The following is a 24,689-nucleotide window of genomic DNA, read 5'->3' on the forward strand; positions in this document are numbered from 1 at the left end:
CAACCCCCGCTTCCCGTAGGGCGCCCGCTCCGGTCCATCTGGAGCGGGCGCCCTTTGGCGTAAATAACCCCCTTCACACCTCTATGGGCGCTTTGTCTCCAACGAGCCGGAGTGCGGCCTTGTACTTAAAGTGAAGATCGCCGGACACAACCCTCGCTCGTTAGGTAAAGTAAAGATCGCGTCAGAGACGCGACAGAAATACCTAGGTGCGCCGGGAAGTCTGGTCGGCATGTGCTTCGCCCTGCCTACCGACCGGAGGTCGCCCGCCGTGCCCGCGCCCGCACCCACCCGCACCGACCGCAAGTTCCTCGGCCGACTGTCGCTGCCCGAGCGACGATTCGTGGCCGACGCACTGCGCGCCGAGACCGTCGGTGGCGTGCTCCTGCTCGTGGCCGCCGTCGCCGCCCTCGTCTGGGCGAACACCGGCCTCAGCGACAGCTACGAAACGGTACGGAACTACCACATAGGCCCGGCCGCTCTCGGCCTGGACCTCTCGATCCAGCACTGGGCGGCCGACGGCCTCCTCGCGATCTTCTTCTTCGTCGCCGGTATCGAGCTCAAGCGCGAGCTGGTCGCGGGCGAGCTGCGCGACCCCAAGGCCGCCGCGCTCCCCGTCATCGCCGCCCTCTGCGGCATGGCCGTACCGGCCCTCGTCTACGTACTCACCAACCTCATCGGCGGCGGCTCGATGCAGGGCTGGGCCGTGCCCACCGCCACGGACATCGCCTTCGCCCTCGCGGTCCTCGCCGTCATCGGCACCTCGCTGCCGTCCGCGCTCCGCGCGTTCCTGCTCACGCTCGCCGTCGTCGACGACCTCTTCGCCATCCTGATCATCGCCGTGTTCTTCACCGGCGACCTGAACTTCGCCGCGCTCGCCGGCGCCTTCGTCGGCCTCGCCGTCTTCTGGCTGCTGCTGCGCAAGGGCGTCCGCGGCTGGTACATCTACGTCCCGCTCGCCCTGGTCATCTGGGGCCTGATGTACAACAGCGGCATCCACGCCACCATCGCCGGTGTCGCCATGGGCCTGATGCTGCGCTGCACCAAGCGCGAGGGCGAGGAGCACTCCCCCGGCGAGCACATCGAGCACCTGGTCCGGCCGCTCTCCGCGGGCATCGCGGTGCCCCTGTTCGCGCTGTTCTCCGCGGGCGTCACCATCACCGGCAAGTCCATCGCCGAGGTCTCCACCAACCCCGTCACCCTCGGTGTGATCCTCGGCCTGGTCGTCGGCAAGGCCGTCGGCATCTTCGGCGGCACCTGGCTCGCCGCCCGCTTCACCCGCGCGGAGCTCAACAGCGACCTGGCCTGGCCGGACGTCTTCGCCGTCGCCTCCCTCGCCGGCATCGGCTTCACCGTCTCCCTCCTCATCGGCGAACTGGCCTTCGAGGGCGACCCGACGCTGACGGAGGAGGTCAAGGCGGCCGTCCTGATCGGCTCGCTCACGGCGGCCGTCCTCGCCACGATCCTGCTCAAGCTGCGCGTGCGGAAGTACGAGGCACTGATGGCGGAGGAGGAGCGCGACGAGGACCAGGACGGCATCCCGGACATCTACGAGGAGGACAACCCCGAGTACCACCTCCGGATGGCCGCCATCTACGAGCGCAAGGCCGCCGAGCACCGAGAGCGCGCCCTATTGGCGGGGGCATCGCGCGATGACGACGACAGTCCGGCATGATCTGAGGTCGGACCGTAGAAGAGAAGAGGGAGCAGCGATGAGCGACCCGGTCAACGGAGCCGAGCGCAGCCTCGGCCAGCTGGTCGCCTCGGCGACCGCCGAGATGTCCGCGCTGGTGCACGACGAGATCGCGCTGGCCAAGGCCGAGATCCGACAGGACGTCAAGCGGGGCGCCATCGGCGGCGCGGCCGGCGTGACGGCCGCCACGGTGCTCCTCTTCTCGCTGCCGATGCTGAGCTTCGCGCTCGCGTACGGCATCAACGCCTGGACCGGCGGCCACAACGGCGAGGGCGGCTGGAACCTCGCCTGGTGCTTCCTGCTCTCCTTCGCGGCGAACGTGCTGCTCGCCGGGCTGCTCGGGCTGATCGCGTACGCCAAGTTCAAGAAGGTCAAGCCGCCGGAGAAGTCCATCGCCTCGGCCAAGCAGACCGCCGCGATCCTGCAGAACGCCAAGCCGCACCCGCGCCCCGAACAGGTGGCGCTGCCCGCCGCGGTCCAGGACAAGGTCGCGGCTGTGGGACGCTCGTCCACATGACCGTCCCCGAGAGCAGCAACGGCAGCGGCCCCGTCGGCAGCCCCGTCCGGATCGACGGTCCGTGGACCCACCGCGACGTGGCCGCCAACGGAGCGCGCTTCCACATCGCCGAGATGGGCGACGGGCCGCTGGTCCTGCTCCTGCACGGGTTCCCGCAGTTCTGGTGGACCTGGCGCCACCAGCTGCCCGCGCTCGCCGACGCCGGCTTCCGGGCCGTGGCCATGGACCTGCGGGGCGTCGGCGGCAGCGACCGCACGCCCCGGGGTTACGACCCCGCCAACCTGGCGCTCGACATCACGGGCGTCATCCGCTCCCTCGGCGAGCCGGACGCGGCGCTGGTCGGCCACGACCTGGGCGGCTACCTCGCCTGGACGGCGGCGGTCATGCGGCCCAAGCTGGTGCGCCGGCTCGCGGTCTCCTCGATGCCGCACCCGCGCCGCTGGCGCTCGGCGATGCTGTCGGACTTCTCGCAGTCCCGCGCCGGATCGTACGTGTGGGGCTTCCAGCGCCCGTGGCTGCCGGAACGTCAGCTCGTCGCGGACGAGGCGGCCCTGGTGGGCCGGCTGATCGAGGACTGGTCCGGCCCCGGCCTGCCGGACGAGGAGGCGATCGCGGTCTACCGGCGGGCGATCTGCATCCCGTCGACGGCCCACTGCTCGATCGAGCCGTACCGGTGGATGGTGCGCTCGCTGGCCCGCCCCGACGGCATCCAGTTCAACCGGCGCATGAAGCGCCCGGTGCGGGTGCCCACGCTGCATCTGCACGGCTCCATGGACCCGGTGATGCGGACCCGCAGCGCGGCGGGATCGGGCCAGTACGTGGAGGCGCCGTACCGCTGGCGGCTCTTCGACGGCCTCGGGCACTTCCCCCACGAGGAGGACCCGGTGGCGTTCTCCACGGAGCTGATCAACTGGCTCAAGGACCCCGAGCCGGACCGCTGACACCCCGTCGGCACGGGGTCGGCGCACCGTCAGCACCCCGACTCCGTACGTCCGTTCCCCGAACGGCCATGTGCCCGGCGCATACTCCAATTGGCGGGCCCCGGGGCGGTTACCGACCTTGGGGCACGGGCAGACGTCGAGGTATGGGCTGGACGCACGACTTCGGTGACACAGCACGCAACCGCCGCTCGGCCGCTGGGCCGGGCTCACACGAAAGGAGCGGCCCACAGGAACAGGGCCGCTCGCATCCCGTGCAGGAGATCGGGATCCCGCGCATCCTGCGCCGCCGGGCCCGCTGGGTCTCGGCCCGGCTCAGGCACACCCGGGACTGAGTCGGGCGCACCCGGGACCCGGCCCGGGCGCACCGCCCCCGCCTTCGCCGCCTTCTACAGCGCACACCCCTGGCTGTCGACCTGCTGGGTCGCCGCGCGACCCTGGACGATGTCCTCGCGGATCTCGTCGACCGTCAGGGCGTAGCCGGTGTTCTTGTCGTCGAGGGAGCGGGCGAAGATCACCCCGGACACCTTGCCGTCCGCGGTGAGCAGCGGGCCGCCGGAGTTGCCCTGACGGACCGTCGCGTACAGGGAGTACACGTCCCTGCGCACCTCGCCGCGGTGGTAGATGTCCGGGCCCTGGGCGTTGATACGGCCCCGGACGCGCGCCGAGCGGACGTCGTACGAGCCGTTCTCGGGGAAGCCCGCGACGATCGCGCTGTCGCCGCTGCGGGCGTCCTGGTCGGTGAACTGCAGGGGCTTGACGTTCAGGTTCGGCACGTCCAGGACGGCGATGTCGCGCTGCCAGTCGTAGAGGACGACCTTCGCGTCGTACAGCTTGCCCTCGCCGCCGATCTGGACCGTCGGCTCGTCGACGCCCCCGACCACGTGGGCGTTGGTCATGACCCGGCGCTCGTCGAAGACGAAGCCGGTGCCTTCGAGGACCTTGCCGCAGCTCGGGGCCGTACCGACGACCTTGACGATGGCGCGCTGGGCCTGGGCCGCGACCGGGCTGCCGGCGAGCGCCGGGTCCGGCGGGCGGACCTCGGTGATGGGCTCGTTGGCGAACGGGCTGAAGACCTGCGGGAAGCCGTTCTGCGCGAGCGTCGAGGTGAAGTTGGTGAACCAGGTGGACGCCTGATCGGGCATCACCTGCTCCACGCCGAGCAGCACCTTGGAGCTGCGGACCTCCTTGCCGAGCGTGGGCATCGAGGTGCCGGCGAGGGCGGAGCCGAGAAGCCAGGCCACCAGGAGCATGGCGACCACGTTGACCAGCGCGCCGCCGGTGGCGTCCAGGGCGCGCGCCGGGGACCAGGTGATGTGGCGGCGCAGCTTGTTCCCGAGGTGGGTGGTGAAGGCCTGGCCGACCGAGGCGCAGACGATCACCACGACCACGAAGACGACGGTCGCCGTGGTCGACACCTCGGAGTTGTCCGTCAGCTGGTCCCAGATGATCGGGAGCAGCAGGACGGCGACGAGACCGCCGCCGAGAAAGCCGATGACCGACAGGATGCCGACCACGAAGCCCTGGCGGTAGCCGATGATCGCGAACCACACGGCGGCGAGCAGCAGCAGGATGTCCAGCACGTTCACCGTCAATAGCCTCGCAGTTCCGTCTTCGGTCGCCCCGGACCAGGGTCGCCCCAGCTCCGGGTCGGTCCGTTCCTGGGTCAGCCTGTCATGACCGCCAGTCGAGCGGGACCTGCTTGGCCCGGTCCCACGGCCGCTCCCAGCCGGCGTAGTGCAGTAGCCGGTCGATCACTCCGGCGGTAAAACCCCAGACCAGGGCAGATGCGACAAGGAACGCGGGACCCGCGTGGCCACTGGGGTGGATGGCGGTCGCGCGGTTCGCGGGGTCCGTGAGATCCGCCACGGGCACGGTGAAGACCCGGGCGGTCTCGGCGGGGTCGACGACCCCGACCGGGCTGGGGGCGCGCCACCAGCCGAGGACGGGGGTGACGACGAAGCCGCTGACCGGGATGTAGAGCTGGGGCAGGACGCCGAAGAGCTGCACGCCGGCCGGGTCGAGGCCGGTCTCCTCCTCGGCCTCGCGCAGGGCGGCCCGCAGCAGGCCTCCGTCGGCCGGGTCGCCGTCCTCGGGGTCCAGAGCGCCGCCGGGGAAGGAGGGCTGGCCCGCGTGCGAGCGGAGCGAGCCCGAGCGCTCCATGAGCAGCAGCTCCGGGCCGCGCTCCCCGTCGCCGAAGAGGATCAGGACGGCGGACTGGCGTCCGGCGCCGCTCGCGGGCGGCAGGAAGCGGCTGAGCTGCTCGGGCCGGACGCCGCGCGCGGCCCGGTCGACGGGGGCGAGCCAGTCGGGCAGCCCGTCCCGGCGCACCAGGCCGCCGGCACCCACGCCCGGTGGCATGCCGTCGGTCTCTTCGGTCTCTTCGTCCGTGCGCGTCATAGGCAGACACCCCCGTGATTCACAACGCGATCCGTGCGTGGGTTCGTTCCCCCAGGTCCCCCGGACCGGTGTCACTCGGCGCCCGGGGCCACGCCGGTGGCGGGGGCGGCCGGACGGCCGGGGTAGTCCGGCGGCGGGTTGAGGCGCTGGCCCGGATAGCCGCCCTTCTCGTACTTCAGGAGCTTCTTCGCCTTGTCCGGGTCCGTCTCGCCCTCGCCGTACGCCGGGCAGAGCGGGGCGATCGGGCAGGCGCCGCAGGCGGGCTTGCGGGCATGGCAGATACGGCGGCCGTGGAAGATCACCCGGTGCGAGAGCATCGTCCACTCGCTCTTCGGGAAGATCTCGGCGACCTCGGCCTCGATCTTGACCGGGTCGTCGCTCTCGGTCCACTTCCAGCGGCGGGCGAGGCGCATGAAGTGGGTGTCGACGGTGATCCCGGGCACCCCGAAGGCGTTGCCGAGGACGACGAAGGCGGTCTTGCGGCCCACGCCGGGCAGTTTGACCAGGTCGTCGAGGCGGCCGGGGACCTCGCCGCCGAAGTCGTCCCTGAGGGCGGCCGCGAGACCCATGATCGACTTGGTCTTCGCGCGGAAGAAGCCGGTGGGCCTGATCAGCTCCTCGACCTCCTCGGGGACGGCGGCGGCCAGGTCCTCGGGCGTCGGGTACGCGGCGAAGAGCGCGGGGGTGGTCTGGTTGACCCGCAGGTCCGTCGTCTGGGCGGAGAGAACGGTGGCGACGAGCAGTTCGAAGGGGTTCCGGAAGTCCAGCTCGGGGTGGGCGTACGGATAGACCTCGGCCAGCTCCCGGTTGATCTTCCTGGCCCGGCGGACCATCCCGAGCCGGGATTCCGCTTTCGCGGCCTTGGGAGCGGCCTTCGGGGCCGTCTTCGAGGCCGTCTTCGAAGCCGTCCTCGGGGCGGCCTTCGCGCTCGCCGTCGCGCCGCCCGCCTTCGAGCCCGCCGTCGCGCCGGCCGCCTTCGCCGTGCGCTTCGCGGGCGTCCGGGCAGACTTCTGCGCGGGCTTCCGGTCGGGCTCCGGGGCGGCCTTCGGCGTGCGTTTCGCGACATTTGTCCGCTTCGAGGCACCCTGTTCGCCCACAGCGGAATTACCCTTCGCGGACACTCTCCCAGCCCCCTTGGCCTGCGCTCTCACCGGCGAGTTGGACACCCGGCCAGCCTAAGGGCCGCCACTGACATCCGCCCCGGGCACGGCCGATGAGGACCCAATCGGGGCCCTGACGTACGGACGGGCGGTTCGGTACGTCAAACTTGTTGTGATTGATCGCACTGTTTTGTGCGTCCGGCATCATGGGATCAAGGTCCCCTGAGCAGGTCGACATAGGAGAGAACTCGTGGACGACGTTCTGCGGCGCGCCCCGCTCTTCGCGGCGCTCGATGACGAGCAGGCCGCGGAGCTGCGCGCCTCGATGAGTGAAGCGACGCTCGCCCGTGGCGACGCGCTCTTCCACGAGGGAGACCCCGGCGACCGCCTGTACGTGGTCACCGAGGGCAAGGTGAAGCTCCACCGCACGTCCCCCGACGGCCGCGAGAACATGCTCGCCGTCCTCGGCCCCGGCGAGCTGATCGGCGAGCTGTCCCTCTTCGACCCGGGCCCGCGCACCGCCACCGCGACCGCGCTGACCGAGGTCAAGCTGCTCGGCCTCGGCCACGGCGACCTCCAGCCCTGGCTGAACGCCCGCCCCGAGGTGGCCACCGCCCTGCTGCGCGCGGTCGCCCGCCGGCTCCGCAAGACCAACGACCAGATGTCCGACCTGGTCTTCTCCGACGTGCCGGGCCGCGTCGCCCGCGCGCTCCTCGACCTGTCGCGCCGCTTCGGCGTGCAGTCGGAGGAGGGCATCCACGTCGTCCACGACCTCACCCAGGAAGAGCTGGCCCAGCTGGTCGGCGCCTCCCGCGAGACGGTCAACAAGGCCCTCGCGGACTTCGCCCAGCGCGGCTGGCTGCGCCTGGAGGCCCGCGCCGTGATCCTGCTGGACGTGGAGCGGCTCGCGAAGCGCTCGCGCTGACCCCTCCCGTACGTACGAGAAGGCCGCCCCGGTCCTGGAACCGGGGCGGCCTTCTCGCGTACGGACGCGTACGGACGCCTGCAGGCGCGTACGGGCGACTAGCGCTTCGAGCCGTCCACGATCACCGGGGTGCCCGTGCCGCTGCCGCACGGAACCGCGTACACCGGGTTCTTCGCCGCGGCCTCCTTGTAGGCGTCGATGCACTGGTTCGCCAGGACCTTGTCGGTCAGCGACTCGTTGAGGATCTTGTTGGCGCGGGCGATGCCCTCGGCCTCGATACGGCGCCGGTCGGCCTCGGCCTTGGCCGTGCGGGCCGCCTCGGTGGCACGCTCGGTGGCCTGCTGCTGCTGGATCTTGCGGTCGATCTGGGTCTGCAGCGCCGCCGAGGGCTTCACGTTGCGCAGGTTGACGGCGGTGACGTCGATCCCGCGCGGGGCGAGGCGCTCCTTGATGAGCGCGCCGATCTCGGCGTTGATCTTCTCGCGGTCGCTCGCGTAGCCCTGCTCGCTCGTGTAGCGGGCGAAGACGTTACGGACGATCTCCCGGCTGTCCGGGTAGACCAGCCTCGTCTGGATCGACTCCTCGCTGCCCGCGAGCCGGTACAGCTCGACGGCCTTGGCGGGCGTGACCGCCCACTTCACGGTCACCTCGACCTCCATCACGCCACCCTGCGAGGAACGGACCTCGACCACGTCCTTGTCGGAGAGGTTGAGGTCGACGGGGCGGGTGGAGAAGGTCGTGACATCGGTGAACGGCGACTTGACGTGCATGCCCGAGGTCATCGGCTGACCCACCTTGCCGAAGGCGACCGGGACACCGACCTCGTACGCGCTGACGACGTACGTCATGGAGGCGATCAGCGAGAACGCGCCCGCGAGGACCGCGCCGAGCGCGCCCAGCTTCAGCCCCTTCGAGTCGTTGGACCGGCCGATGAAGAACAGCACGACCGCCGCGACGAGCAGCAGAATCGATATGACGAACACAGGCTTTCCCCCCGAGGACTACGGTCAAAAGGTAAGCGGAGCGTAAAGCACGCCCCGTGCGCCGCGCGCCCTCGGGGGTGGACGGGGGCGGACGGTCAGATCAGACCGTGCTCCCGCAGGTACTCCAGCTGTGCCCGCACGGAGAGTTCGGCGGCCGGCCACAGCGAGCGGTCCACGTCCGCGTACACATGGGCGACCACCTCCGACGGCGTCCGGTGGCCGTTCTCGACCGCCGTCTCCACCTGGGCGAGCCGTCCCGCACGGTGCGCGAGGTAGAACTCCACGGCGCCCTGGGCGTCCTCCAGGACCGGCCCGTGGCCCGGCAGCACGGTGTGCACCCCGTCGTCGACCGTGAGCGAACGCAGTCGGCGCAGCGAGTCCAGATAGTCGCCGAGCCGCCCGTCGGGGTGGGCGACGATCGTCGTGCCGCGCCCCAGGATCGTGTCGCCCGTCAGGACCGCCCGGTCGGCGGGCAGATGGAAGGAGAGCGAGTCCGAGGTGTGACCGGGGGTCGGTACGACCCGCAGCTCCAGACCGCCGACGGTGATGACGTCCCCCGCGCCGAGACCCTCGTCGCCGAGGCGCAGCGCCGGGTCCAGGGCGCGCACCCGCGTCCCGGTCAGCTCGGCGAACCGGCCCGCGCCCTCGGCGTGGTCGGGGTGGCCGTGCGTGAGGAGGGTGAGCGCGACCCGCTTGCCGAGCTTCTCGGCGGTCGCGACGACGTGGTGGAGGTGGCCGTCGTCGAGCGGGCCCGGGTCGATGACGACGGCCAGGTCGGAGTCGGGCTCGGAGACGATCCAGGTGTTGGTGCCGTCCAGGGTCATCGCGGACGGGTTGGGCGCGAGGACGTTGACGGTACGGGCGGTCGCGGGACCGGAGAGCACCCCGCCCCTCGGCTGCCCCGGCAGCGAACCCGCGGCGGTCACCGCGCACCCCCGGACTCCGGAGCGCTGCCGCTGCCGTTGCCGGAGTCCGCGCCCGTGCCCACGCCGGTCCCGGAGTCCGCGCCCGTGCCCGCGCCCGTGCCGGAGTCCGCGCCCGCGTCCGTGCCCGCGTCCGTGCCCGCGCCGTTGCCGGACCCCGTCGGGATGTGCTTGGTGAACTCCTCGTGGCCCGGCCAGCTCAGGATCAGCTCGTCCCCTTCGAGGCGGGCCTGCGCCAGTACGGGGGTCAGGTCCTGGTCCTCGGCCGCGGCCAGCGCCCCGGCGGCCGTACCGAAGCGTTCGAGGCCGCGCAGGGTCGAGATCGTCGGCGGCATCATCGTCAGCTCGCCCCGGTCGTAGCCGGCCGCGGCGTCGGCCGGACGGATCCAGACCGTGCGGTCCGCCTCCGTCGAGACGTCCCGGGTGCGCTGACCGGCCGGCAGGGCGGCCACGAAGAACCAGGTGTCGTACCGCCGGGACTCGAACTCCGGCGTGATCCACCGCGCCCACGCGCCGAGCAGGTCGGAGCGCAGGACGAGCCCGCGCCGGTCGAGGAAGTCGGCGAAGGACAGCTCGCGGGCGACCAGCGCCTCGCGGTCCTTCTCCCAGTCCTCCCCCGTCGTGTCGTCGACCACGGAGTCCGCGGTCTCCCCGGCGAGCAGGACGCCCGCCTCCTCGAAGGTCTCGCGCACGGCCGCGCAGACGATCGCCTGCGCCTCCTGCGTACCCGTGACGCCGAGTCGCTCGGCCCAGCTCTCCAAGGAGGGCCCGGCCCAGCGCACCGGGTGCTCGTCGCGCGGGTCGACCCCGCCACCGGGATAGGCGTACGCGCCGCCCGCGAAGGCCATGGAGGCGCGCCGCCGCAGCATGTGGACGTGCGGCCCGTCGGCGGCGTCGCGCAGCAGCAGGACGGTCGCCGCCCGCCTGGGGGCCGCGGGCGTGAGCTCACCCGCCGCGAGGGCGCGGATGCGGTCGGGCCATTCCGGTGGGTACCACTGACCATTCGGCATGGCCGGATGGTATGCGCAACTACCGTGATGCACGAGAGCCGATTCCCCCTGGGCGGGAGAACCGGCTCTTGACGGACGTACGGGCGGTCAGGCCTCGACCAGCTCCACCTGGACCTCGACCTCGACCGGGGCGTCGAGCGGGAGGACCGCCACGCCGACGGCGCTGCGCGCGTGCACGCCCTTGTCGCCGAGGACCGCGCCGAGCAGCTCGCTGGCGCCGTTGATGACGCCGGGCTGGCCGGTGAAGTCGGCGGCCGAGGCGACGAAGCCGACGACCTTCACGACCCGCTTGATCCGGTCCAGGTCACCGGCGACCGACTTCACGGCCGCGAGGGCGTTCAGCGCGCAGGTGGCGGCGAGCTGCTTGGCCTCCTCGGCGGTGACCTCGGCGCCGACCTTGCCGGTCACCGGAAGCTTGCCCTGCACCATCGGGAGCTGGCCCGAGGTGTAGACGTACACGCCCGACTGCACGGCCGGCTGGTAGGCGGCCAGCGGAGGCACGACCTCCGGCAGGGTCAGGCCCAGTTCGGCGAGCTTCGCCTCGACGGCGCCGGTGCCGTTCGCGGCGCCGCTCATCAGGACTTCTCCCGCTTCAGGTAGGCCACGAGCTGCTCGGGGTTGTTCGGGCCGGGAACGACCTGGACGAGCTCCCACCCGTCCTCGCCCCAGGTGTCCAGAATCTGCTTCGTCGCGTGCACGAGAAGGGGCACGGTCGCGTATTCCCACTTGGTCATGGAGCCGACTGTATCCGCTGCCACAGGCAGCCTCCTGCTTAGGCGAGCGCTCCAGTGGTTAGGCTCGAAGGCGTGAGCAGGCTCCAGGTCGTCAGCGGCAAGGGCGGTACCGGTAAGACGACGGTCGCCGCCGCCCTCGCGCTCGCCCTCGCGACGGAGGGCAAGCGCACTCTCCTCGTCGAGGTCGAAGGCAGACAGGGCATCGCACAGCTCTTCGAGACGGAGGCCCTTCCGTACGAGGAACGCAAGATCGCCGTCGCCCCGGGCGGCGGTGAGGTCTTCGCGCTGGCCATCGACGCCGAGCGGGCCCTCCTCGACTACCTCCAGATGTTCTACAAGCTGGGCACCGCAGGACGGGCCCTGAAGAAGCTCGGCGCGATCGACTTCGCGACGACGATCGCGCCCGGCGTGCGGGACGTGCTGCTGACCGGCAAGGCCTGCGAGGCGGTCAGGCGGCGCGAGAAGCACGGCGGCTACACCTACGACCACGTGATCATGGACGCGCCCCCGACGGGCCGGATCACCCGTTTCCTCAACGTCAACGACGAGGTGGCCGGGCTCGCCCGGATCGGCCCGATACACAATCAGGCCCAGGCCGTGATGCGCGTCCTGAAGTCCCCGGAGACCGCGGTGCACCTGGTGACGCTCCTGGAGGAGATGCCGGTCCAGGAGACCGCGGACGGCATCGCGGAGCTGCACGCGGCCGAACTGCCGGTGGGCCGCGTCATCGTGAACATGGTCCGTCCGCACGTCCTCGACGAGGCGGCGGTACGGGCGGCCTCCGGCGACCACCGGGACGCCGTCGCACGCACGCTGGCCGCCGCGGGCGTCCGGGGCGGCACGAAGCTGGTCGAGCCGCTCCTGGAGCAGGCGGCCGAGCACGCACAGCGGGTGGAGCTGGAGCGCGAGCAGCGGGCGGTGCTGCTGGGGCTCGACGTACCGGCGTACGAACTCCCGTTCCTGGGGGACGGGGCGGACATCGCGGGGCTGTACCGGCTGGCGAAGGATCTGCGGAAGCAAGGGGTGGGCGCGTGACGGGTCCGGTGAACGGCACGGCGAACGGTCTGGACTCCGTACCCGTCCTCGAACTCGATGCGCTCATCGACGACCCGGGCACCCGGATCATCGTCTGCTGCGGGGCGGGCGGTGTCGGGAAGACGACGACCGCGGCGGCGCTCGGCGTTCGGGCGGCGGAGCGGGGCCGCAGGGTCGTCGTCCTGACGATCGACCCGGCGCGCCGGCTCGCGCAGTCGATGGGGATCGACTCGCTGGACAACGTGCCGCGCAAGGTCGACGGGATCAAGGGGTCCGACGGCGGAGAGCTGCACGCCATGATGCTCGACATGAAGCGGACCTTCGACGAGATCGTCGAGGCGCACGCGGACGCCGAGCGGGCCCGGGCGATCCTGGAGAACCCGTTCTACCAGTCCCTGTCGGCCGGCTTCGCCGGGACGCAGGAGTACATGGCGATGGAGAAGCTCGGGCAGCTGCGGGCCCGGGACGAGTGGGACCTGATCGTCGTCGACACCCCGCCGTCGCGGTCCGCGCTGGACTTCCTGGACGCGCCGAAGCGGCTCGGGTCCTTCCTGGACGGGAAGTTCATCAAGCTCCTGATGGCCCCGGCGAAGATGGGCGGCCGGGCCGGGATGAAGTTCCTGAACGTCGGGATGTCCATGATGACGGGGACCCTGGGCAAGCTGCTGGGGGGTCAGTTCCTCAAGGACGTGCAGACGTTCGTGGCCGCGATGGACACCATGTTCGGTGGCTTCCGGACCCGGGCGGACGCGACGTACAAGCTGCTCCAGGCGCCGGGAACGGCGTTCCTGGTGGTCGCGACGCCGGAGCGGGACGCGCTGCGGGAGGCGGCGTACTTCGTGGAGCGTCTCGCGGCCGAGGAGATGCCGCTGGCGGGCCTCGTCCTGAACCGCGTCCACGGCAGTGGCGCCGCCCGGCTCTCGGCCGAGCGGGCGCGGGCCGCGGCGGAAAATCTTGACGAGGGGCGCATTGTGGATCAGGGCGCCGGGAAGACTGGAGGGCGTGGCTCCCGCGCCACCGCCCCCGACGAGCCGTCGGACAACGAGCTGTCCGACCCAGCGACCGCCGCCGACACGACGACAGGCACCACCGCAGGCACGACCGCGGTCCCCACCGCGGGTACGACCGCAGGCACCAGCGCGGACATCGACCCGATCCCCGAGGCTGCCCCCACAGCCGACGAGGCCGATGTTGCCGACCCCGACGCGCCGGACATCCAGCAATTGACCGCCGGCCTGCTCCGGCTCCATGCCGAGCGGATGCAGGTGCTCGCGCGCGAGCAGCGCACACGAGACCGGTTCACGGCGCTCCACCCCGAGGTGGCCGTCGCCGAAGTGGCCGCCCTGCCGGGCGACGTACACGACCTGTCCGGACTCCGCGCCATCGGCGACCGCCTCACGGCGGGCCGAATGCCGACGTCCTGACAGCGGATCACTACAGCCGATCTCTCGGGCAGCCGATCGCTGTGCCGGCAGATCGCTGTTCCGGCCGATCCCTGTGCCGCCAGATCGCTCTGCCGGCCGATCGCTCCTGCCGGCAGCGGGCGGTCAGCCCACCGCCGCGTACGCCTCGTACGTCGCGTCGTCGTCGATCGCCACGGGCAGCAGGCCCGCTCCCCGCTCGTACTCCGTCCGCGCGGTCTCCAGCAGGCGCCGCCACGAGGTGACGGTCGGCCGCCGGCGCAGCAGGGCACGGCGCTCGCGCTCCGTCATGCCGCCCCACACGCCGAACTCCACACGGTTGTCGAGGGCGTCGGCCAGGCACTCGGTCCGCACCGGACAGCCGGTGCACACCGCCTTCGCCCTGTTCTGCGCCGCTCCCTGCACGAAAAGTTCATCCGGATCGGTAGTGCGGCAGGCCGCCTGCGCACTCCAGTCAGCTACCCAGCCCATACCGGCGCCGTCCTCTCCCGAATCGAGGCTCCCCCACGGCGGTAGCGGCATATTCACCGCTGCCAGTTGGTGACGTTACGGAAGGTGGGCACAGCGCAACACCCCCTTCGGGCCCAATCTTGAATGGCCCGAACGGACTATGCGTACGCGGCAGATCACCCAGGGGAGTGACCGATGGACATGCGTGCCGAATCGGTCGAACCGGTACAGTTCGCCCGGCTGGGTCGGTGCCACTTAGGGCGTCGAGTGACGCATGGGGCGAAATCGGACAGGGGGTTCCCAGGGTTCGGGGCCAAGGGAATTACTGCCGATGTCACGCCCGGGGTCTTGCCTGGACCTTGATGCGAAACCACACTGCTGTGACAGTTGGGAGCAGCTTAGGCCAAGGCATTCCCGTCTGTCCGGCGAATGCGAACGTCGACTCGTCATGTCCGCGTCGTCATGGGCCCGGACCTGCCAGGACCGGCCCGGATGTCACGTTCTCGTACTCGAACGCTCCGAGAGGCCCCCGCTCCTACGGAACGCTCATCACTACGGATTAGGCTGCCCCCATGGCAAAGAAGCGCTCGGGCGGAGGTCTGACCGGGACCCAGCAGGCCGCCAAGTTCCTCGGTGTCAGTGTGCTCGCGGGAGCGGTGCTGGCAGGCATCGCCCTGCCCGCGGCCGGTGCACTGGGTCTTGCGGCGAAGGGGACGGTCGAGGGGTTCGACGAGATTCCGTCGAACCTGAAGACGCCACCCCTGAGTCAGCGCACCACCATCCTCGACTCGGAGGGCGGCGTTCTCGCCACCGTCTACTCCCGCGACCGGAAGGTCGTGCCGCTGGAGAAGATCTCTCCGTACATGCAGAAGGCGATCGTCGCGATCGAGGACTCGCGCTTCTACGAGCACGGCGCGATCGACCTCAAGGGCGTGCTGCGCGCGATCAACCGCAACGCCCAGTCGGGCGGCGTGGCCCAGGGCGCGTCCACGCTCACGCAGCAGTACGTGAAGAACGTCTTCGTCGAGGAGGCCGGTGACGACCCGGAGAAGGTCGCCGCCGCCACCCAGCAGACCATCGGCCGCAAGGTGCGCGAACTGAAGTACGCGATCCAGGTCGAGGAGGAGCTGGGGAAGAAGAAGATCCTCGAGAACTACCTCAACATCACCTTCTTCGGCCAGCAGGCCTACGGCATCGAGGCGGCGTCCCAGCGCTACTTCTCCAAGCCCGCCGCCGACCTCAAGGTGGAGGAGGCCGCGATGATGGCCGGCCTCGTCCAGTCGCCGAGCCGCTACGACCCGATCAACGACCTCCAGGAAGCCACCAAGCGCCGCAACGTGGTCCTCCAGCGGATGGCCGACGTGAAGGACATCAGCCAGGCCGAGGCGGACAAGGCGAAGGCCACGCCGATCAAGCTGAAGGTGAAGACCCCGAAGAACGGCTGCATCACCGCCGTCGACGGCGCCGGCTTCTTCTGCGACTACGTGCGCAAGACGATCCTCACCAACCCGGTCTTCGGCAAGACGGTCGAGGAGCGGCAGAAGCTGTGGAACCTCGGCGGCCTGACCGTCCGGACCACGCTCGCCCCGCGCGCCCAGGAGGCGGCCAACGAGGCCGCGGTCGCCCACGTCAACGAGGACGACAAGGTCGCCGCCTCGGTCGTCCAGGTCCAGCCGGGCAGCGGCAAGATCCTGTCGATGGGTCAGTCGCGGCCGTACGGTCTCGACCAGAAGCAGCACCAGACCACGCTCAACCTGGCCGTGGGCAGCAAGATGGGCGGCACGACGTACGGCTTCCAGACCGGTTCGACGTTCAAGCCGATCACGGCCGCGGCCGCCCTGGAGAAGGGGCTGAGCCCCGCGCAGAGCTTCTCCACCGGCTACGAGATCTCCGTCCCGGAGAACTCGTACACCCGCTGTGACGGCAAGCCGGCCGGGTACGCGGACTGGAAGGTCGGCAACGAGCTCAAGTCCGAGACCGGCACCTGGGACATGACGAGCGCGCTCGGCAAGTCCATCAACACCTACTTCGCCAAGCTGGAGCAGATGGCCGGCCTGTGCGAGACGGTGACGATGGCGAAGAACGTCGGCTACGAGCGCGAGCTGGGCAAGAAGGTCAAGGAGAGCCCCTCGATCACGCTGGGCGCCATCGAGGCCACCCCGCTCGACATGGCCGCCGCCTACGCGACCTTCGCCAACCGGGGCACGTACTGCACGCCGATCGCCATCGAGTCGATCAAGACGGCGGGCGGCGAGCAGCTGAAGGTGCCCCAGACCGAGTGCTCGCGTGCCATGAGCGAGCGGACGGCCGACACCATCAACCAGATGCTGAAGGGCGTCGTCGAGGACGGCACCGGTACGAAGGCCGGTCTGAGCGACCGCGACAACGCCGGCAAGACGGGTACGACGAACGACCGCAAGGACGCCTGGTTCGTCGGGTACACGCCGAACCTGTCCACGGCCGTCTGGGTCGGCGACGACGTCGGCGAGAAGGTGTCGATGTTCAACATCACCATCGGCGGCCAGTACTACCCGAAGGTCTGCGGTGGCTGCCTCCCCGGCCCCATCTGGAAGATCGCGATGCGCGGGGCGCTCGACGCCTCCGAGACGCCGCAGTTCGCCCCCATCTCCGTACCGCGCGGCGAGAAGCCGGAGGACAAGGACAAGGACAAGCCCGGCGACGACGACAACAAGCCGGGCAAGCCCAACCGGCCGAACCTCCCCGGGATCACGCTCCCGCCGGACCTGATCGGCGGCGGTGACGGAGGCGGCCGGGGCCGCGGCGGCAACGGCCCGTAGCACCGGCAGGGACATGACTGAGGGCGCCTCCCCCGCGCGGCGGGGGGGGCGCCCTCGGTCGTACGTACCGTCCGTACCGTCCGTACCCTCCGGACGGTCCGTACGTCGTCGCCCGCTAGCCGGCGAGCAGCTTCTTCACCGCGGCCGCCACGCGCCCGCCCTCGGCCTGGCCCGCGACCTTCGGGTTCACGATCTTCATGACGGCGCCCATGGCGCGCGGGCCCTCGGCGCCGGCGGCCTTGGCCTCGGCGACGGCCGCGGCCACGATCTGCTCAAGCTCCGCGTCGTCGAGCTGCTTGGGCAGGTACGCGTCGAGGATCTCGCCCTCCGCCTTCTCCCGCTCGGCCGACTCGGCGCGGCCGCCCTGGGCGAAGGCCTCGGCGGCCTCGCGGCGCTTCTTCGCCTCCTTGGCGATCACCTTCTGCACCTCGTCGTCGGAGAGCTCGCGCTTGGTGGTGCCCGAGACCTCCTCCTTGGTGATCGCGGTGAGGGTGAGCCGGAGCGTCGAGGAGCGCAGCTCGTCGCGCTCCTTGATGGCGGCGTTGAGGTCGTCCTGAAGCGTGGCCTTGAGCGTGGTCATGCCCCAAGTGTGTCAGGTGTCCCACCCCACCCGCCCGCGCATTTCCGCCCATCGGGTCTGCGACGATGGGGGGATGCGCGCACGGTACGGGATCCCCCTGAAGGTCACGGCAGGTCTCACGGCGACGGCCGCGGCCGGAATCGTCTACGCGGCGGGCTTCGAGGCCCGCTCGTTCCGGCTGCGCCGGGTGACGATCCCCGTTCTCCCGCGCGGGATGCGGGATCTGCGGGTCCTTCAGGTCTCCGACATCCACATGGTGTGCGGGCAGCGGAAGAAGCGGGCCTGGCTGCAGAAGCTCGCGGGGCTGCGTCCCGACTTCGTCGTGAACACCGGCGACAACCTCTCCGACACGGACGCGGTGCCGGAGGCCCTGGACGCGCTCGGCCCGCTGATGGAGTACCCGGGTGTGTACGTCTTCGGCTCCAACGACTACTACGGGCCTCGGCTGCGCAACCCCGCCCGCTACCTCATGGAGAAGGCCCAGGGGCGGCACGGCCTGAACGGCAACAAGCCGGTGGTGGGCGCGGTGCACAACCCGTGGGAGGAGCTGCGGGACGCCTTCGACGAGGCGGGCTGGGTGAACCTCACCAACACGCGCGGCCGGCTGAAGCTGCCCGGTGGTCTCGACCTGGCCTTCACCGGGCTCGACGACCCGCACATCAAGCGGGACCGGTACGAGCGGGTGGCCGGCGGCCCGGACGCGTCGGCGGACTTCTCGATGGGCGTGGTGCACGCCCCGTACCTCCGCAGCCTCGACGCGTTCACGGCGGACGGCTACGAGCTGGTCCTCGCGGGGCACACGCACGGCGGCCAGCTGTGCATCCCCTTCTACGGCGCGCTGGTGACCAACTGCGACCTGGACACGGACCGGGTGAAGGGCCTCTCCACGCACACGGCGGCGGGCCGGACGTCGTTCCTGCACGTCTCGGCCGGCTGCGGCACGAACCGCTTCACGCCGGTCCGCTTCGCCTGCCCCCCGGAGGCGACGCTGCTGACGCTGACGGCGCGGGACTGAGCCTGCGGACCACCGGACGGCGCCTTTACGGTGGGGGGATGCTCACGCCGAACCCCGCCTCGGCCGCGGTACCGGCCGCCGCCGTCGTACCCGCCGTCCGCCGGCCCGTGGCCGCCGTCCTCCGCGGGCTGGTCGCGCTCGCGGCGGCGACGGGCGTGGTGATCGAGTGCGTCCTCGGGAGCGTGCCGGTCGTCCTGAGCTTCTTCACGATCTGGTCGAACATCGGGGTCGCGGTCGTCTTCGCGCTCTCGGCCCGCCGCGCCTGGACCGGCCGGCCGCCGCTGCCCGCGGTGTGGACCGGCGGAGTGCTGCTGTGCATCTCCGTGGTGGGGCTGGTCTTCCACTTCGTCCTGGCGAACGGTTCGAGCGAGTTCAACCAGGCCGCGGAGATCGCGAAGCTCACGGGCGGCAAGGCGGTCGCCAACCAGCTCCTGCACACGGTGACCCCGATCGGCGCGGTCCTCGACTGGCTCCTCCTCACCCTCCCCGGCGCGATGCGCTGGCGCCACGCGGTCCAGTGGCTCGCGGCCCCGGCGGCCTACCTGGCCTTCGCCCTGATCCGCGGCGCCCTGCTCGCCCCGGACGTCCCCACCCGCTACACGTATCCCTTCATCGACGTCACCGAGTACGGCTACGCGGGCGTGGCGGTCAACGCCCTCGTCCTGGGCCTCGCCTTCTCCGCGCTCGGCCTGGCGATCGTCGCCCTGGACCGCGTCCGACCTGCGGTGAGGGGCCGCGAAAACCGGATTTCGTCTCAGGGCGCGGGTGGGCTAAAGTAATCGATGTCGCCGCGACGTGAAGAACTGAGCAGTGACATCGGGGTGTAGCGCAGCTTGGCAGCGCGCTTCGTTCGGGACGAAGAGGTCGTGGGTTCAAATCCCGCCACCCCGACAGCTGAAACACCAGGTCAGGGGCCTGATCCGCGCGAGCGGATCAGGCCCCTGAGTGGTTTCCTGGGGCGTGGGGGCGCTATCCCGGGAAGGAGCCACGGCATGGGTGGGAAGGTCTCGACCGCGCCCGCGTCGCATCTGAGTGGGGCCGAGCGGGTTCGGCTGGCCGTCTATCACGGGTTCGCGCGGACCGGCGACGCTCCGGGGGTCGCGGAGCTGGCCGGGCTCACCCGGCTCACCGGCGAGGAGGTGCGGCGGGAGCTGCGCGGCCTGCACGAGAGTCGTGATCTTGTGCTGGATCCGGAGGACGGCGACCGGGTCGTCCTGGCGCACCCCTTCGCGGCCGTGCCGCTCGGGTTCTCCGTCATGGGGGCGCACACACTCTGGTGGGGCGGCTGCGCCTGGGACTCGTTCGCCCTGCCGCACCTGCTGGACGACGAGCCCGACGTCCTGGTCGCCACCCGCTGCCCGGCCTGCGACGCCCCGCACGCCTGGGTCGTCGGCCGGGAGGCGCCGCCGGAGGGCGGGCAAGTGGCCCACTTCCTCGTGCCCATGGCGCATGCCTGGGACGACGTGCTGCACACCTGCGCCCATCAGCGGTTGTTCTGTTCCGAGGACTGTGTCGACGACTGGCTGCGGCGGACCGGGCAGGAGCGCGGTTACGTCATGGGGCTCGACACCCTCTGGCGCTTCGCCGGTGACTGGTACACCGGACGCCTCCACCCGGGCTACACCCGCCGCGACCCCGCCTCCGCCTCCGCCTACTTCGCCGAGGTCGGGCTGCGAGGGGCCTTCTGGGGGCTGCCCGACGAAAGGCCCTAGGGCCCGGTGCGGGAAGTCGATCAAGCGGCTCTACTCTGTTACGGCGCAGGTGTCGACCAGGTAGTCGACCGTCGAAAGGCTGGGTCTCAATTGCTGGTCGCGGACCGATATCGGCTTCAGACGTGTGTCGGCCGCGGGGGCATGGGCGAGGTGTGGCAGGCCACCGACGAGGTGCTCGGGCGGTCCGTGGCCGTGAAGTTGATGCTCGGGCACGAGCACGATCCCTCCGCGGGCGAGCGGTTCCGGCTCGAGGCGCAGACCGCCGCGCGGCTCAGCCATCCCCATGTGGTCGGCGTCTTCGACTTCGGCACGTGGGACGGAAAGCTCTATCTCGTCATGGAGTTGGTGGAGGGGTCCAGCCTCGCCTCCGAGCGCGGGGCGCCGCCCCTGGTGCTGCCGGCCGAGCGGGTGGCCGTCGTCGCCGGTCACGCCGCCGCCGGGCTCGCCGCCGCGCACCGGGAAGGGGTCGTGCACCGGGACATCAAGCCCGGGAACCTGCTGCTCGACGGCGACGGGACCGTGAAGCTCGCCGACTTCGGGATCGCCCGGTTCGTCGACGACCCGTCCGCCGCGCTCACGACCACGGGCCAGATCGTCGGCACCGGCCTCTACCTCGCCCCCGAGCGGGCGCTCGGCCGGGCCGCCTCGCCCGCCTCCGACGTGTACTCGCTGGGCTGCGTGCTGTACCAACTGCTCACCGGACGGCCCCCGTTCCAGGGCGACACCGCCACCTCCCTGCTCTACCAGCACATCGACACACCTCCCGCGCCGCCCAGGCAGCTCGGAGTGGGGCTGCCCGCGGCGTTCGAGGCGTACCTCCTCTCCATGCTGGCCAAGGAGCCCGAGCAGAGGCCTCCGGCCCAGGCGATCGCCGACTGGTTCACCTCCGGTGCCTGGCGGGGGCATCCGCTTCCACCGACTCAGCCGCGGAGTCAGGTCCAGTCGCGGAGCCAGGGGCAGCCGCCGCGGAATCAGGCTCAGCCGCCGCGTGCGGCACAGAGCGCGCCCCGGGCCGCGAACCGGTCCGCGAACCGGTCCGCGAACCACGCCTCCTCGCGGCGGCAGGCGCGGCGCGCGGAGAGCGGGCTCGCCGCCCTCTCGCGGCGGCGGCCCCGGAAGACCGCCGCCGTCGCCGGCGGCATAGCCTTCGTCGTCTTCCTCCTGATCGGCATGGCCTGGATGTCGTGAGTGACCCGAACGGGGGTCGCCGGGTGGCCCGGGGTGGGGCGGTCCGGTCCCCTGGGGACATGCACCCCCTCCGGACAGCCGCCGAGGCGGCGGCCACCGTTCCCGCCGAGGTCGTCTCCGACTCCGGCCCGTCCGCGCTCGCCCTCGGCCTCGGCGCCGCCGCCGTCGCGGGGGCCATCGGCACCGCCGTCGTACGACGCGGTCGCACGGCGAAGCGCCTCGACGGATCCGCCGAGCGAACGCCCGGGCAGACGCCGGGGCAGGCGGCCGCTTCCGAGCCGGGGGCCGCTTCCGAGCGGTCCCGCAACTGACGCCGGTTCCGCCGACCTCAGGGCGACTCGTGCGCCAGGGCCTCCAGGCCTCGGCGGGCGCCTTCCTCGTACGCCCGGGTCAGCTCCCTGGCCGGTAGCGCCTCGCGGAGCGCGCTGTCGCTGTGCCGGCGCGCCGGGGCACAGAACGGGGCGGCGCGGTACGAGTCGTCGAAGGCGGACCTCCGTAACAGGTCGACGGCGCCCAGCAGATGGGCCGCTTCCTTCGGGCGGCCGGCGAGGATCCGCAGCCGGGCGACGAGTTCGGCCGCGCAGGTCGCCCCGACGACGCCGCCGAGCCTGAGGTGGGTGCGCAGGGCGCGGACCGCGTGCCGTTCGGCGCGTACCGGATCGCCCTCCCAGGAGTGGAGTTCGGCACGGGCGTAGGACGTCCAGGCCTCGGCCATGAGGTCCCGGCCCGTCCAGTTCCAGCCCGCCGCGCGGTCAAGAGCCTCCTGGGCCGCCTCGGGGTCGGTGCGGATCAGCGCGAGCGCGAGCGCCGCCCACACGGCTTCCCGGCTCGGGCCCACCTCGGGATAGTCGCCGATGGTGTTCAGGGCCTCGCGGAACTCCGCCGCCGCGGCCTCCGTACGCCCCTGGAACAGGGCCGTGGAGCCCCTCAGGTGGGCCAGGAGGCCCAGGCAGCGGTCGTCGCCCTCGCGCACGGCGGCGGCCCAGGCCTGGACGAGCAGCGGGTCGGCGTCCTCCGGGCGGCCGGCCTCCAGTTCGAGGAAGGCGGCCAGCCAGAGCGCTCGGGCCGGCAGCGGTCCCGGGTGCAGGGCCATGGCGTGCCGCAGCCGCGTCAGGCCCTCGACGACCCGCCCGCAGGCGATCCAGAGGAACCACAGCGAGACGGCGATCTCCACCGCCGAGTCCGCCTCGGCCGACGGCGACAGCGGGGCGGTCGTGGGGTCCATGGCGGCGGTCAGGTCGGGGAGTTCGCGCAGCGCGAGCGCGCGGGCGTCCTCCTGCCGTCCGCCGTGCCACCAGTCGGCGGCCCGCCGGGCGACCTTCACGCACCACCTGCGGTGGTGCAGAACGACGGCCCAGCGGTCCCCGCGCTCGGTGAGCCTGCGGGCTCCGACGGCCCGCATCGGGTGGGGCATCCAGTAGCCGGGTTCGCCGCCGGCGCCCTCGACGGGCAGCAGCGCGAGCGGAGCGAGCCGGTCGAGAACCCCGAGGATCTCGGAGGCGGGCAGCGCGCCCGACGCACAGACCTCCCGTACCGCCTCCGGGCCGAAGGTGCCCTCGAAGACGGACAGCCGCTCCCAGAGGAGCTGTTCGGCGCGGTCGCAGGCCGCGTATCCGGCGTCCACCACGGCCAGTTGCTCGGGGGGCGGCCAGGGGGCCGGGCCCTCGCGCAGGCGCGCGCGTATCGCCCCGGGATCCCGTTCACTGCCCGCCGGACGCTCTCTGTCCCCCATCGCTGCGGCCCCTGCCTCACGTCTCTCTTCGTGGCTTTTCACAGCCATTACGGTTTGAATGCCTGTGCCCCGGGCCATCCTGGGGCGCCGTGGCGCAGGCACCGGCGGTTTGCCGGAGAACGGCCAGGGAGGGAAATGCGTACCGGGGAATCCGTCCTGGGAGAGGCGGATCTGGCGCTCATCCACGCATTGCAGCTGGCACCCCGTGCCACATGGACGGACCTCGCGGCGGTCATCGGCACCAGCCCCGACACGCTCGCGCGGCGCTGGGAGCAGCTCACGTCGGGCGGTTACGCGTGGGCCGGCCTCCTGGCGCGCCACCAAGCCTCCGCCGACGCGCTCTACGCCTGGGTGGAGGTCGACTGCGCCGCCGGGCAGTCCGAAGTCACCGCCGGCGAACTCGCGCGCGACCCGCAGACCCGCGGCGTCCACCAGGTGACCGGCGACACCGACCTGGTGCTCCTGGTGACCTGCCCCGACCTGGTGGCGCTGGACGAGTACTTGGTGCGGCGCGTCCAGGGGCTGCCGGGGGTGATCAGGTCCCGTACGCAGGTGATCACACGGATGCACCCGCTCCGCAACGGCCCGCAGCTCGACCAGCTGACGCCCCAGCAGGCGCAACGGCTCGCGGAGCTCAACGGGCCGGTGGCGGGCCCCGGGCGCAAGCCCCACCGGTTCACGGAAGCCGACCGCAGGATCGTCGCCGCGCTGGCCGGGGACGCCCGGATCAGCGCCGCCGAGCTCGCCCGTCAGGTCGGTACGAGCGAGTCGACCGTACGTCGCAGGCTGGAGGCCCTCGCGACGGGCGGGGCGCTGTTCCACCACTGCAAGCCGGCCCCCCGCTTCTCGGGGCGCCCGGTGTTCGCGCTGGTCAAGGCGGACGTGCCGCCCCTGGAGGCCGCCTCGGCCTCGGCGGCCGTGGGGCGGCTGCGGCAGACCCGGCTCGTCACCTCGGTGACCGGGCCGCACAACCTGAGCGCGGGGGTGTGGCTGCGCTCGGTCGACGAGCTGAACGACGTGACGGCGGCGGTCGCCCGGGCCGTCCCGGGGCTGCGCATCACGGGTACGGTCCTCTCGCTGCGCGTCCACAAGCTCGGCGCCCAGGTCCTGGGCCCCGACGGCCGCCGCACCCACCACGTCCGCCCGGCCGACCCGCCCTCGGCGGAGGGGTAGCCGGAGCGCGGACCGCCGCCGGACAATGGGGCGCATGGAGTTCGCCGTGTTCGTGACGCTGCCGGGTCTTGTCATCCTGCTGACCGTGGTCGCCTTCGCCGACCAGATCCTGCGCATGACCGGGCGCGGCCGGCGGACGGGCCAGGTGTCGTCGACCGGCTTCGAGCAGCTGCACGCCACCTTCTCGCAGGGCAAGCAGAACGAACTGAAGGAGCGGCAGAGCGCCCTCGTCCTGCGCGACGACGAGGAGGACGGCGCGCCGCCGCACCGCTCGACGGTGGACCTGGCGGGCGGACGCGCGGTCATCCGCATGCCCTGAGTCATCCACTGCACCGAGTTATCCACAGGCTGCGGACGCGGGCGCC

Annotated in this window: 26 protein-coding genes and 1 tRNA gene; 16 read left to right on the forward strand and 11 right to left on the reverse strand. The window is 71.7% G+C overall.

The window, feature by feature from the left end; translation table 11 throughout:
- The first annotated feature begins 229 nt into the window (after positions 1–229).
- The 4 genes from nhaA to AB0E14_RS11105 all read left to right on the forward strand — a co-directional run bounded on the left by nhaA (position 230) and on the right by AB0E14_RS11105 (position 3,480).
- A complete protein-coding gene (gene nhaA / locus AB0E14_RS11090; RefSeq protein WP_362414884.1) occupies positions 230–1,672 on the forward strand; it encodes a Na+/H+ antiporter NhaA in 1,443 nt (480 codons plus the stop codon).
- Between the two features lie 37 nt (positions 1,673–1,709).
- Positions 1,710–2,207 carry a phage holin family protein gene (locus tag AB0E14_RS11095; RefSeq protein WP_362414886.1) on the forward strand — a complete coding sequence of 166 codons (498 nt, stop codon included), beginning with the start codon at positions 1,710–1,712 and terminating at the stop codon, positions 2,205–2,207.
- Entirely contained in the window at positions 2,204–3,148 is a 945-nt protein-coding gene (locus AB0E14_RS11100; protein WP_362414888.1) for an alpha/beta hydrolase, read from the forward strand. Before AB0E14_RS11095 ends, AB0E14_RS11100 begins: the two co-directional genes overlap by 4 nt.
- 143 nt (positions 3,149–3,291) lie before the next feature.
- Complete coding sequence (locus AB0E14_RS11105; RefSeq protein WP_362005960.1) at positions 3,292–3,480, forward strand: hypothetical protein; 189 nt, start codon at positions 3,292–3,294, stop codon at positions 3,478–3,480.
- A gap of 54 nt (positions 3,481–3,534) precedes the next feature.
- Here the strand turns inward: AB0E14_RS11105 and AB0E14_RS11110 are convergent, their stop codons facing one another.
- The 3 genes from AB0E14_RS11110 to nth all read right to left on the reverse strand — a co-directional run bounded on the left by AB0E14_RS11110 (position 3,535) and on the right by nth (position 6,642).
- Positions 3,535–4,734 carry a MarP family serine protease gene (locus AB0E14_RS11110; protein ID WP_362414891.1) on the reverse strand — a complete coding sequence of 400 codons (1,200 nt, stop codon included), beginning with the start codon at positions 4,732–4,734 and terminating at the stop codon, positions 3,535–3,537.
- Positions 4,735–4,819: 85 nt separating this feature from the next.
- Complete coding sequence (locus AB0E14_RS11115) at positions 4,820–5,506, reverse strand: CoA pyrophosphatase (protein ID WP_362415094.1); 687 nt, start codon at positions 5,504–5,506, stop codon at positions 4,820–4,822.
- Between the two features lie 110 nt (positions 5,507–5,616).
- Positions 5,617–6,642 (reverse strand): endonuclease III, encoded by a 1,026-nt coding sequence (gene nth / locus AB0E14_RS11120; RefSeq protein ID WP_362414893.1) that lies wholly within the window; start codon positions 6,640–6,642, stop codon positions 5,617–5,619.
- 253 nt (positions 6,643–6,895) lie between these two features.
- Between nth and AB0E14_RS11125 the strand changes: the two genes are divergently transcribed.
- Positions 6,896–7,570 carry a Crp/Fnr family transcriptional regulator gene (locus AB0E14_RS11125; RefSeq protein WP_015034542.1) on the forward strand — a complete coding sequence of 225 codons (675 nt, stop codon included), beginning with the start codon at positions 6,896–6,898 and terminating at the stop codon, positions 7,568–7,570.
- 98 nt (positions 7,571–7,668) lie between these two features.
- On the opposite strand, the gene AB0E14_RS11130 is transcribed toward AB0E14_RS11125, so the two are convergent.
- From AB0E14_RS11130 to AB0E14_RS11150, 5 genes are all read right to left on the reverse strand, one after another.
- Complete coding sequence (locus AB0E14_RS11130) at positions 7,669–8,553, reverse strand: prohibitin family protein (RefSeq protein WP_362414895.1); 885 nt, start codon at positions 8,551–8,553, stop codon at positions 7,669–7,671.
- 95 nt (positions 8,554–8,648) lie between these two features.
- Complete coding sequence (locus AB0E14_RS11135) at positions 8,649–9,479, reverse strand: MBL fold metallo-hydrolase (protein WP_362414897.1); 831 nt, start codon at positions 9,477–9,479, stop codon at positions 8,649–8,651.
- Positions 9,476–10,486 carry an NUDIX hydrolase gene (locus tag AB0E14_RS11140; protein WP_362414899.1) on the reverse strand — a complete coding sequence of 337 codons (1,011 nt, stop codon included), beginning with the start codon at positions 10,484–10,486 and terminating at the stop codon, positions 9,476–9,478. Before AB0E14_RS11140 ends, AB0E14_RS11135 begins: the two co-directional genes overlap by 4 nt.
- 87 nt (positions 10,487–10,573) lie before the next feature.
- A complete protein-coding gene (locus tag AB0E14_RS11145; protein ID WP_362414901.1) occupies positions 10,574–11,062 on the reverse strand; it encodes a RidA family protein in 489 nt (162 codons plus the stop codon).
- Positions 11,062–11,220 carry a DUF4177 domain-containing protein gene (locus AB0E14_RS11150; RefSeq protein WP_017947820.1) on the reverse strand — a complete coding sequence of 53 codons (159 nt, stop codon included), beginning with the start codon at positions 11,218–11,220 and terminating at the stop codon, positions 11,062–11,064. The genes AB0E14_RS11145 and AB0E14_RS11150 overlap by 1 nt, the downstream gene beginning before the upstream one ends.
- Positions 11,221–11,292: 72 nt before the next feature.
- On the opposite strand from AB0E14_RS11150, the gene AB0E14_RS11155 reads away from it, so the two are divergent.
- Both AB0E14_RS11155 and AB0E14_RS11160 read left to right on the forward strand, forming a co-directional pair.
- A complete protein-coding gene (locus tag AB0E14_RS11155; protein ID WP_362414904.1) occupies positions 11,293–12,255 on the forward strand; it encodes an ArsA-related P-loop ATPase in 963 nt (320 codons plus the stop codon).
- Positions 12,252–13,679 carry an ArsA family ATPase gene (locus tag AB0E14_RS11160; RefSeq protein WP_362414906.1) on the forward strand — a complete coding sequence of 476 codons (1,428 nt, stop codon included), beginning with the start codon at positions 12,252–12,254 and terminating at the stop codon, positions 13,677–13,679. The genes AB0E14_RS11155 and AB0E14_RS11160 overlap by 4 nt, the downstream gene beginning before the upstream one ends.
- 123 nt (positions 13,680–13,802) lie before the next feature.
- Here the strand turns inward: AB0E14_RS11160 and AB0E14_RS11165 are convergent, their stop codons facing one another.
- Positions 13,803–14,147 (reverse strand): WhiB family transcriptional regulator, encoded by a 345-nt coding sequence (locus tag AB0E14_RS11165; RefSeq protein ID WP_181924596.1) that lies wholly within the window; start codon positions 14,145–14,147, stop codon positions 13,803–13,805.
- A gap of 551 nt (positions 14,148–14,698) precedes the next feature.
- Between AB0E14_RS11165 and AB0E14_RS11170 the strand changes: the two genes are divergently transcribed.
- Positions 14,699–16,924 carry a transglycosylase domain-containing protein gene (locus AB0E14_RS11170; RefSeq protein ID WP_362414909.1) on the forward strand — a complete coding sequence of 742 codons (2,226 nt, stop codon included), beginning with the start codon at positions 14,699–14,701 and terminating at the stop codon, positions 16,922–16,924.
- Positions 16,925–17,039: 115 nt separating this feature from the next.
- Here the strand turns inward: AB0E14_RS11170 and AB0E14_RS11175 are convergent, their stop codons facing one another.
- Entirely contained in the window at positions 17,040–17,504 is a 465-nt protein-coding gene (locus tag AB0E14_RS11175) for a GatB/YqeY domain-containing protein (protein WP_362414911.1), read from the reverse strand.
- A gap of 73 nt (positions 17,505–17,577) precedes the next feature.
- On the opposite strand from AB0E14_RS11175, the gene AB0E14_RS11180 reads away from it, so the two are divergent.
- The 6 genes from AB0E14_RS11180 to AB0E14_RS11205 all read left to right on the forward strand — a co-directional run bounded on the left by AB0E14_RS11180 (position 17,578) and on the right by AB0E14_RS11205 (position 21,730).
- Positions 17,578–18,519 (forward strand): metallophosphoesterase, encoded by a 942-nt coding sequence (locus tag AB0E14_RS11180; RefSeq protein WP_362414913.1) that lies wholly within the window; start codon positions 17,578–17,580, stop codon positions 18,517–18,519.
- Between the two features lie 38 nt (positions 18,520–18,557).
- Positions 18,558–19,298 carry a Pr6Pr family membrane protein gene (locus AB0E14_RS11185; RefSeq protein WP_362414915.1) on the forward strand — a complete coding sequence of 247 codons (741 nt, stop codon included), beginning with the start codon at positions 18,558–18,560 and terminating at the stop codon, positions 19,296–19,298.
- 38 nt (positions 19,299–19,336) lie between these two features.
- A tRNA-Pro gene (locus tag AB0E14_RS11190) sits at positions 19,337–19,410 on the forward strand.
- A 101-nt stretch (positions 19,411–19,511) separates the two neighbouring features.
- On the forward strand, positions 19,512–20,231 hold the full coding sequence (merB, locus tag AB0E14_RS11195; RefSeq protein WP_362414917.1) for an organomercurial lyase: 720 nt from the start codon (positions 19,512–19,514) through the stop codon (positions 20,229–20,231).
- Positions 20,232–20,321: 90 nt separating this feature from the next.
- Positions 20,322–21,419: a protein kinase gene (locus AB0E14_RS11200; protein ID WP_362414919.1), complete on the forward strand. Its 1,098-nt coding sequence runs from the start codon at positions 20,322–20,324 to the stop codon at positions 21,417–21,419.
- A 59-nt stretch (positions 21,420–21,478) separates the two neighbouring features.
- Positions 21,479–21,730 (forward strand): hypothetical protein, encoded by a 252-nt coding sequence (locus AB0E14_RS11205; RefSeq protein ID WP_362414921.1) that lies wholly within the window; start codon positions 21,479–21,481, stop codon positions 21,728–21,730.
- Positions 21,731–21,747: 17 nt separating this feature from the next.
- Here AB0E14_RS11205 and AB0E14_RS11210 read toward each other — a convergent pair whose 3' ends face one another.
- Entirely contained in the window at positions 21,748–23,151 is a 1,404-nt protein-coding gene (locus AB0E14_RS11210; protein WP_362414923.1) for a tetratricopeptide repeat protein, read from the reverse strand.
- A gap of 135 nt (positions 23,152–23,286) precedes the next feature.
- Between AB0E14_RS11210 and AB0E14_RS11215 the strand changes: the two genes are divergently transcribed.
- Positions 23,287–24,324 carry an Lrp/AsnC family transcriptional regulator gene (locus tag AB0E14_RS11215; RefSeq protein WP_362414925.1) on the forward strand — a complete coding sequence of 346 codons (1,038 nt, stop codon included), beginning with the start codon at positions 23,287–23,289 and terminating at the stop codon, positions 24,322–24,324.
- Positions 24,325–24,358: 34 nt separating this feature from the next.
- Positions 24,359–24,643, forward strand: a complete 285-nt coding sequence (locus AB0E14_RS11220; RefSeq protein WP_362414927.1) for a DUF6191 domain-containing protein — start codon at positions 24,359–24,361, stop codon at positions 24,641–24,643.
- Positions 24,644–24,689 lie beyond the last annotated feature (46 nt).

The organism is Streptomyces sp. NPDC047981, assembly GCF_040653315.1.
Lineage (GTDB): Bacteria > Actinomycetota > Actinomycetes > Streptomycetales > Streptomycetaceae > Streptomyces.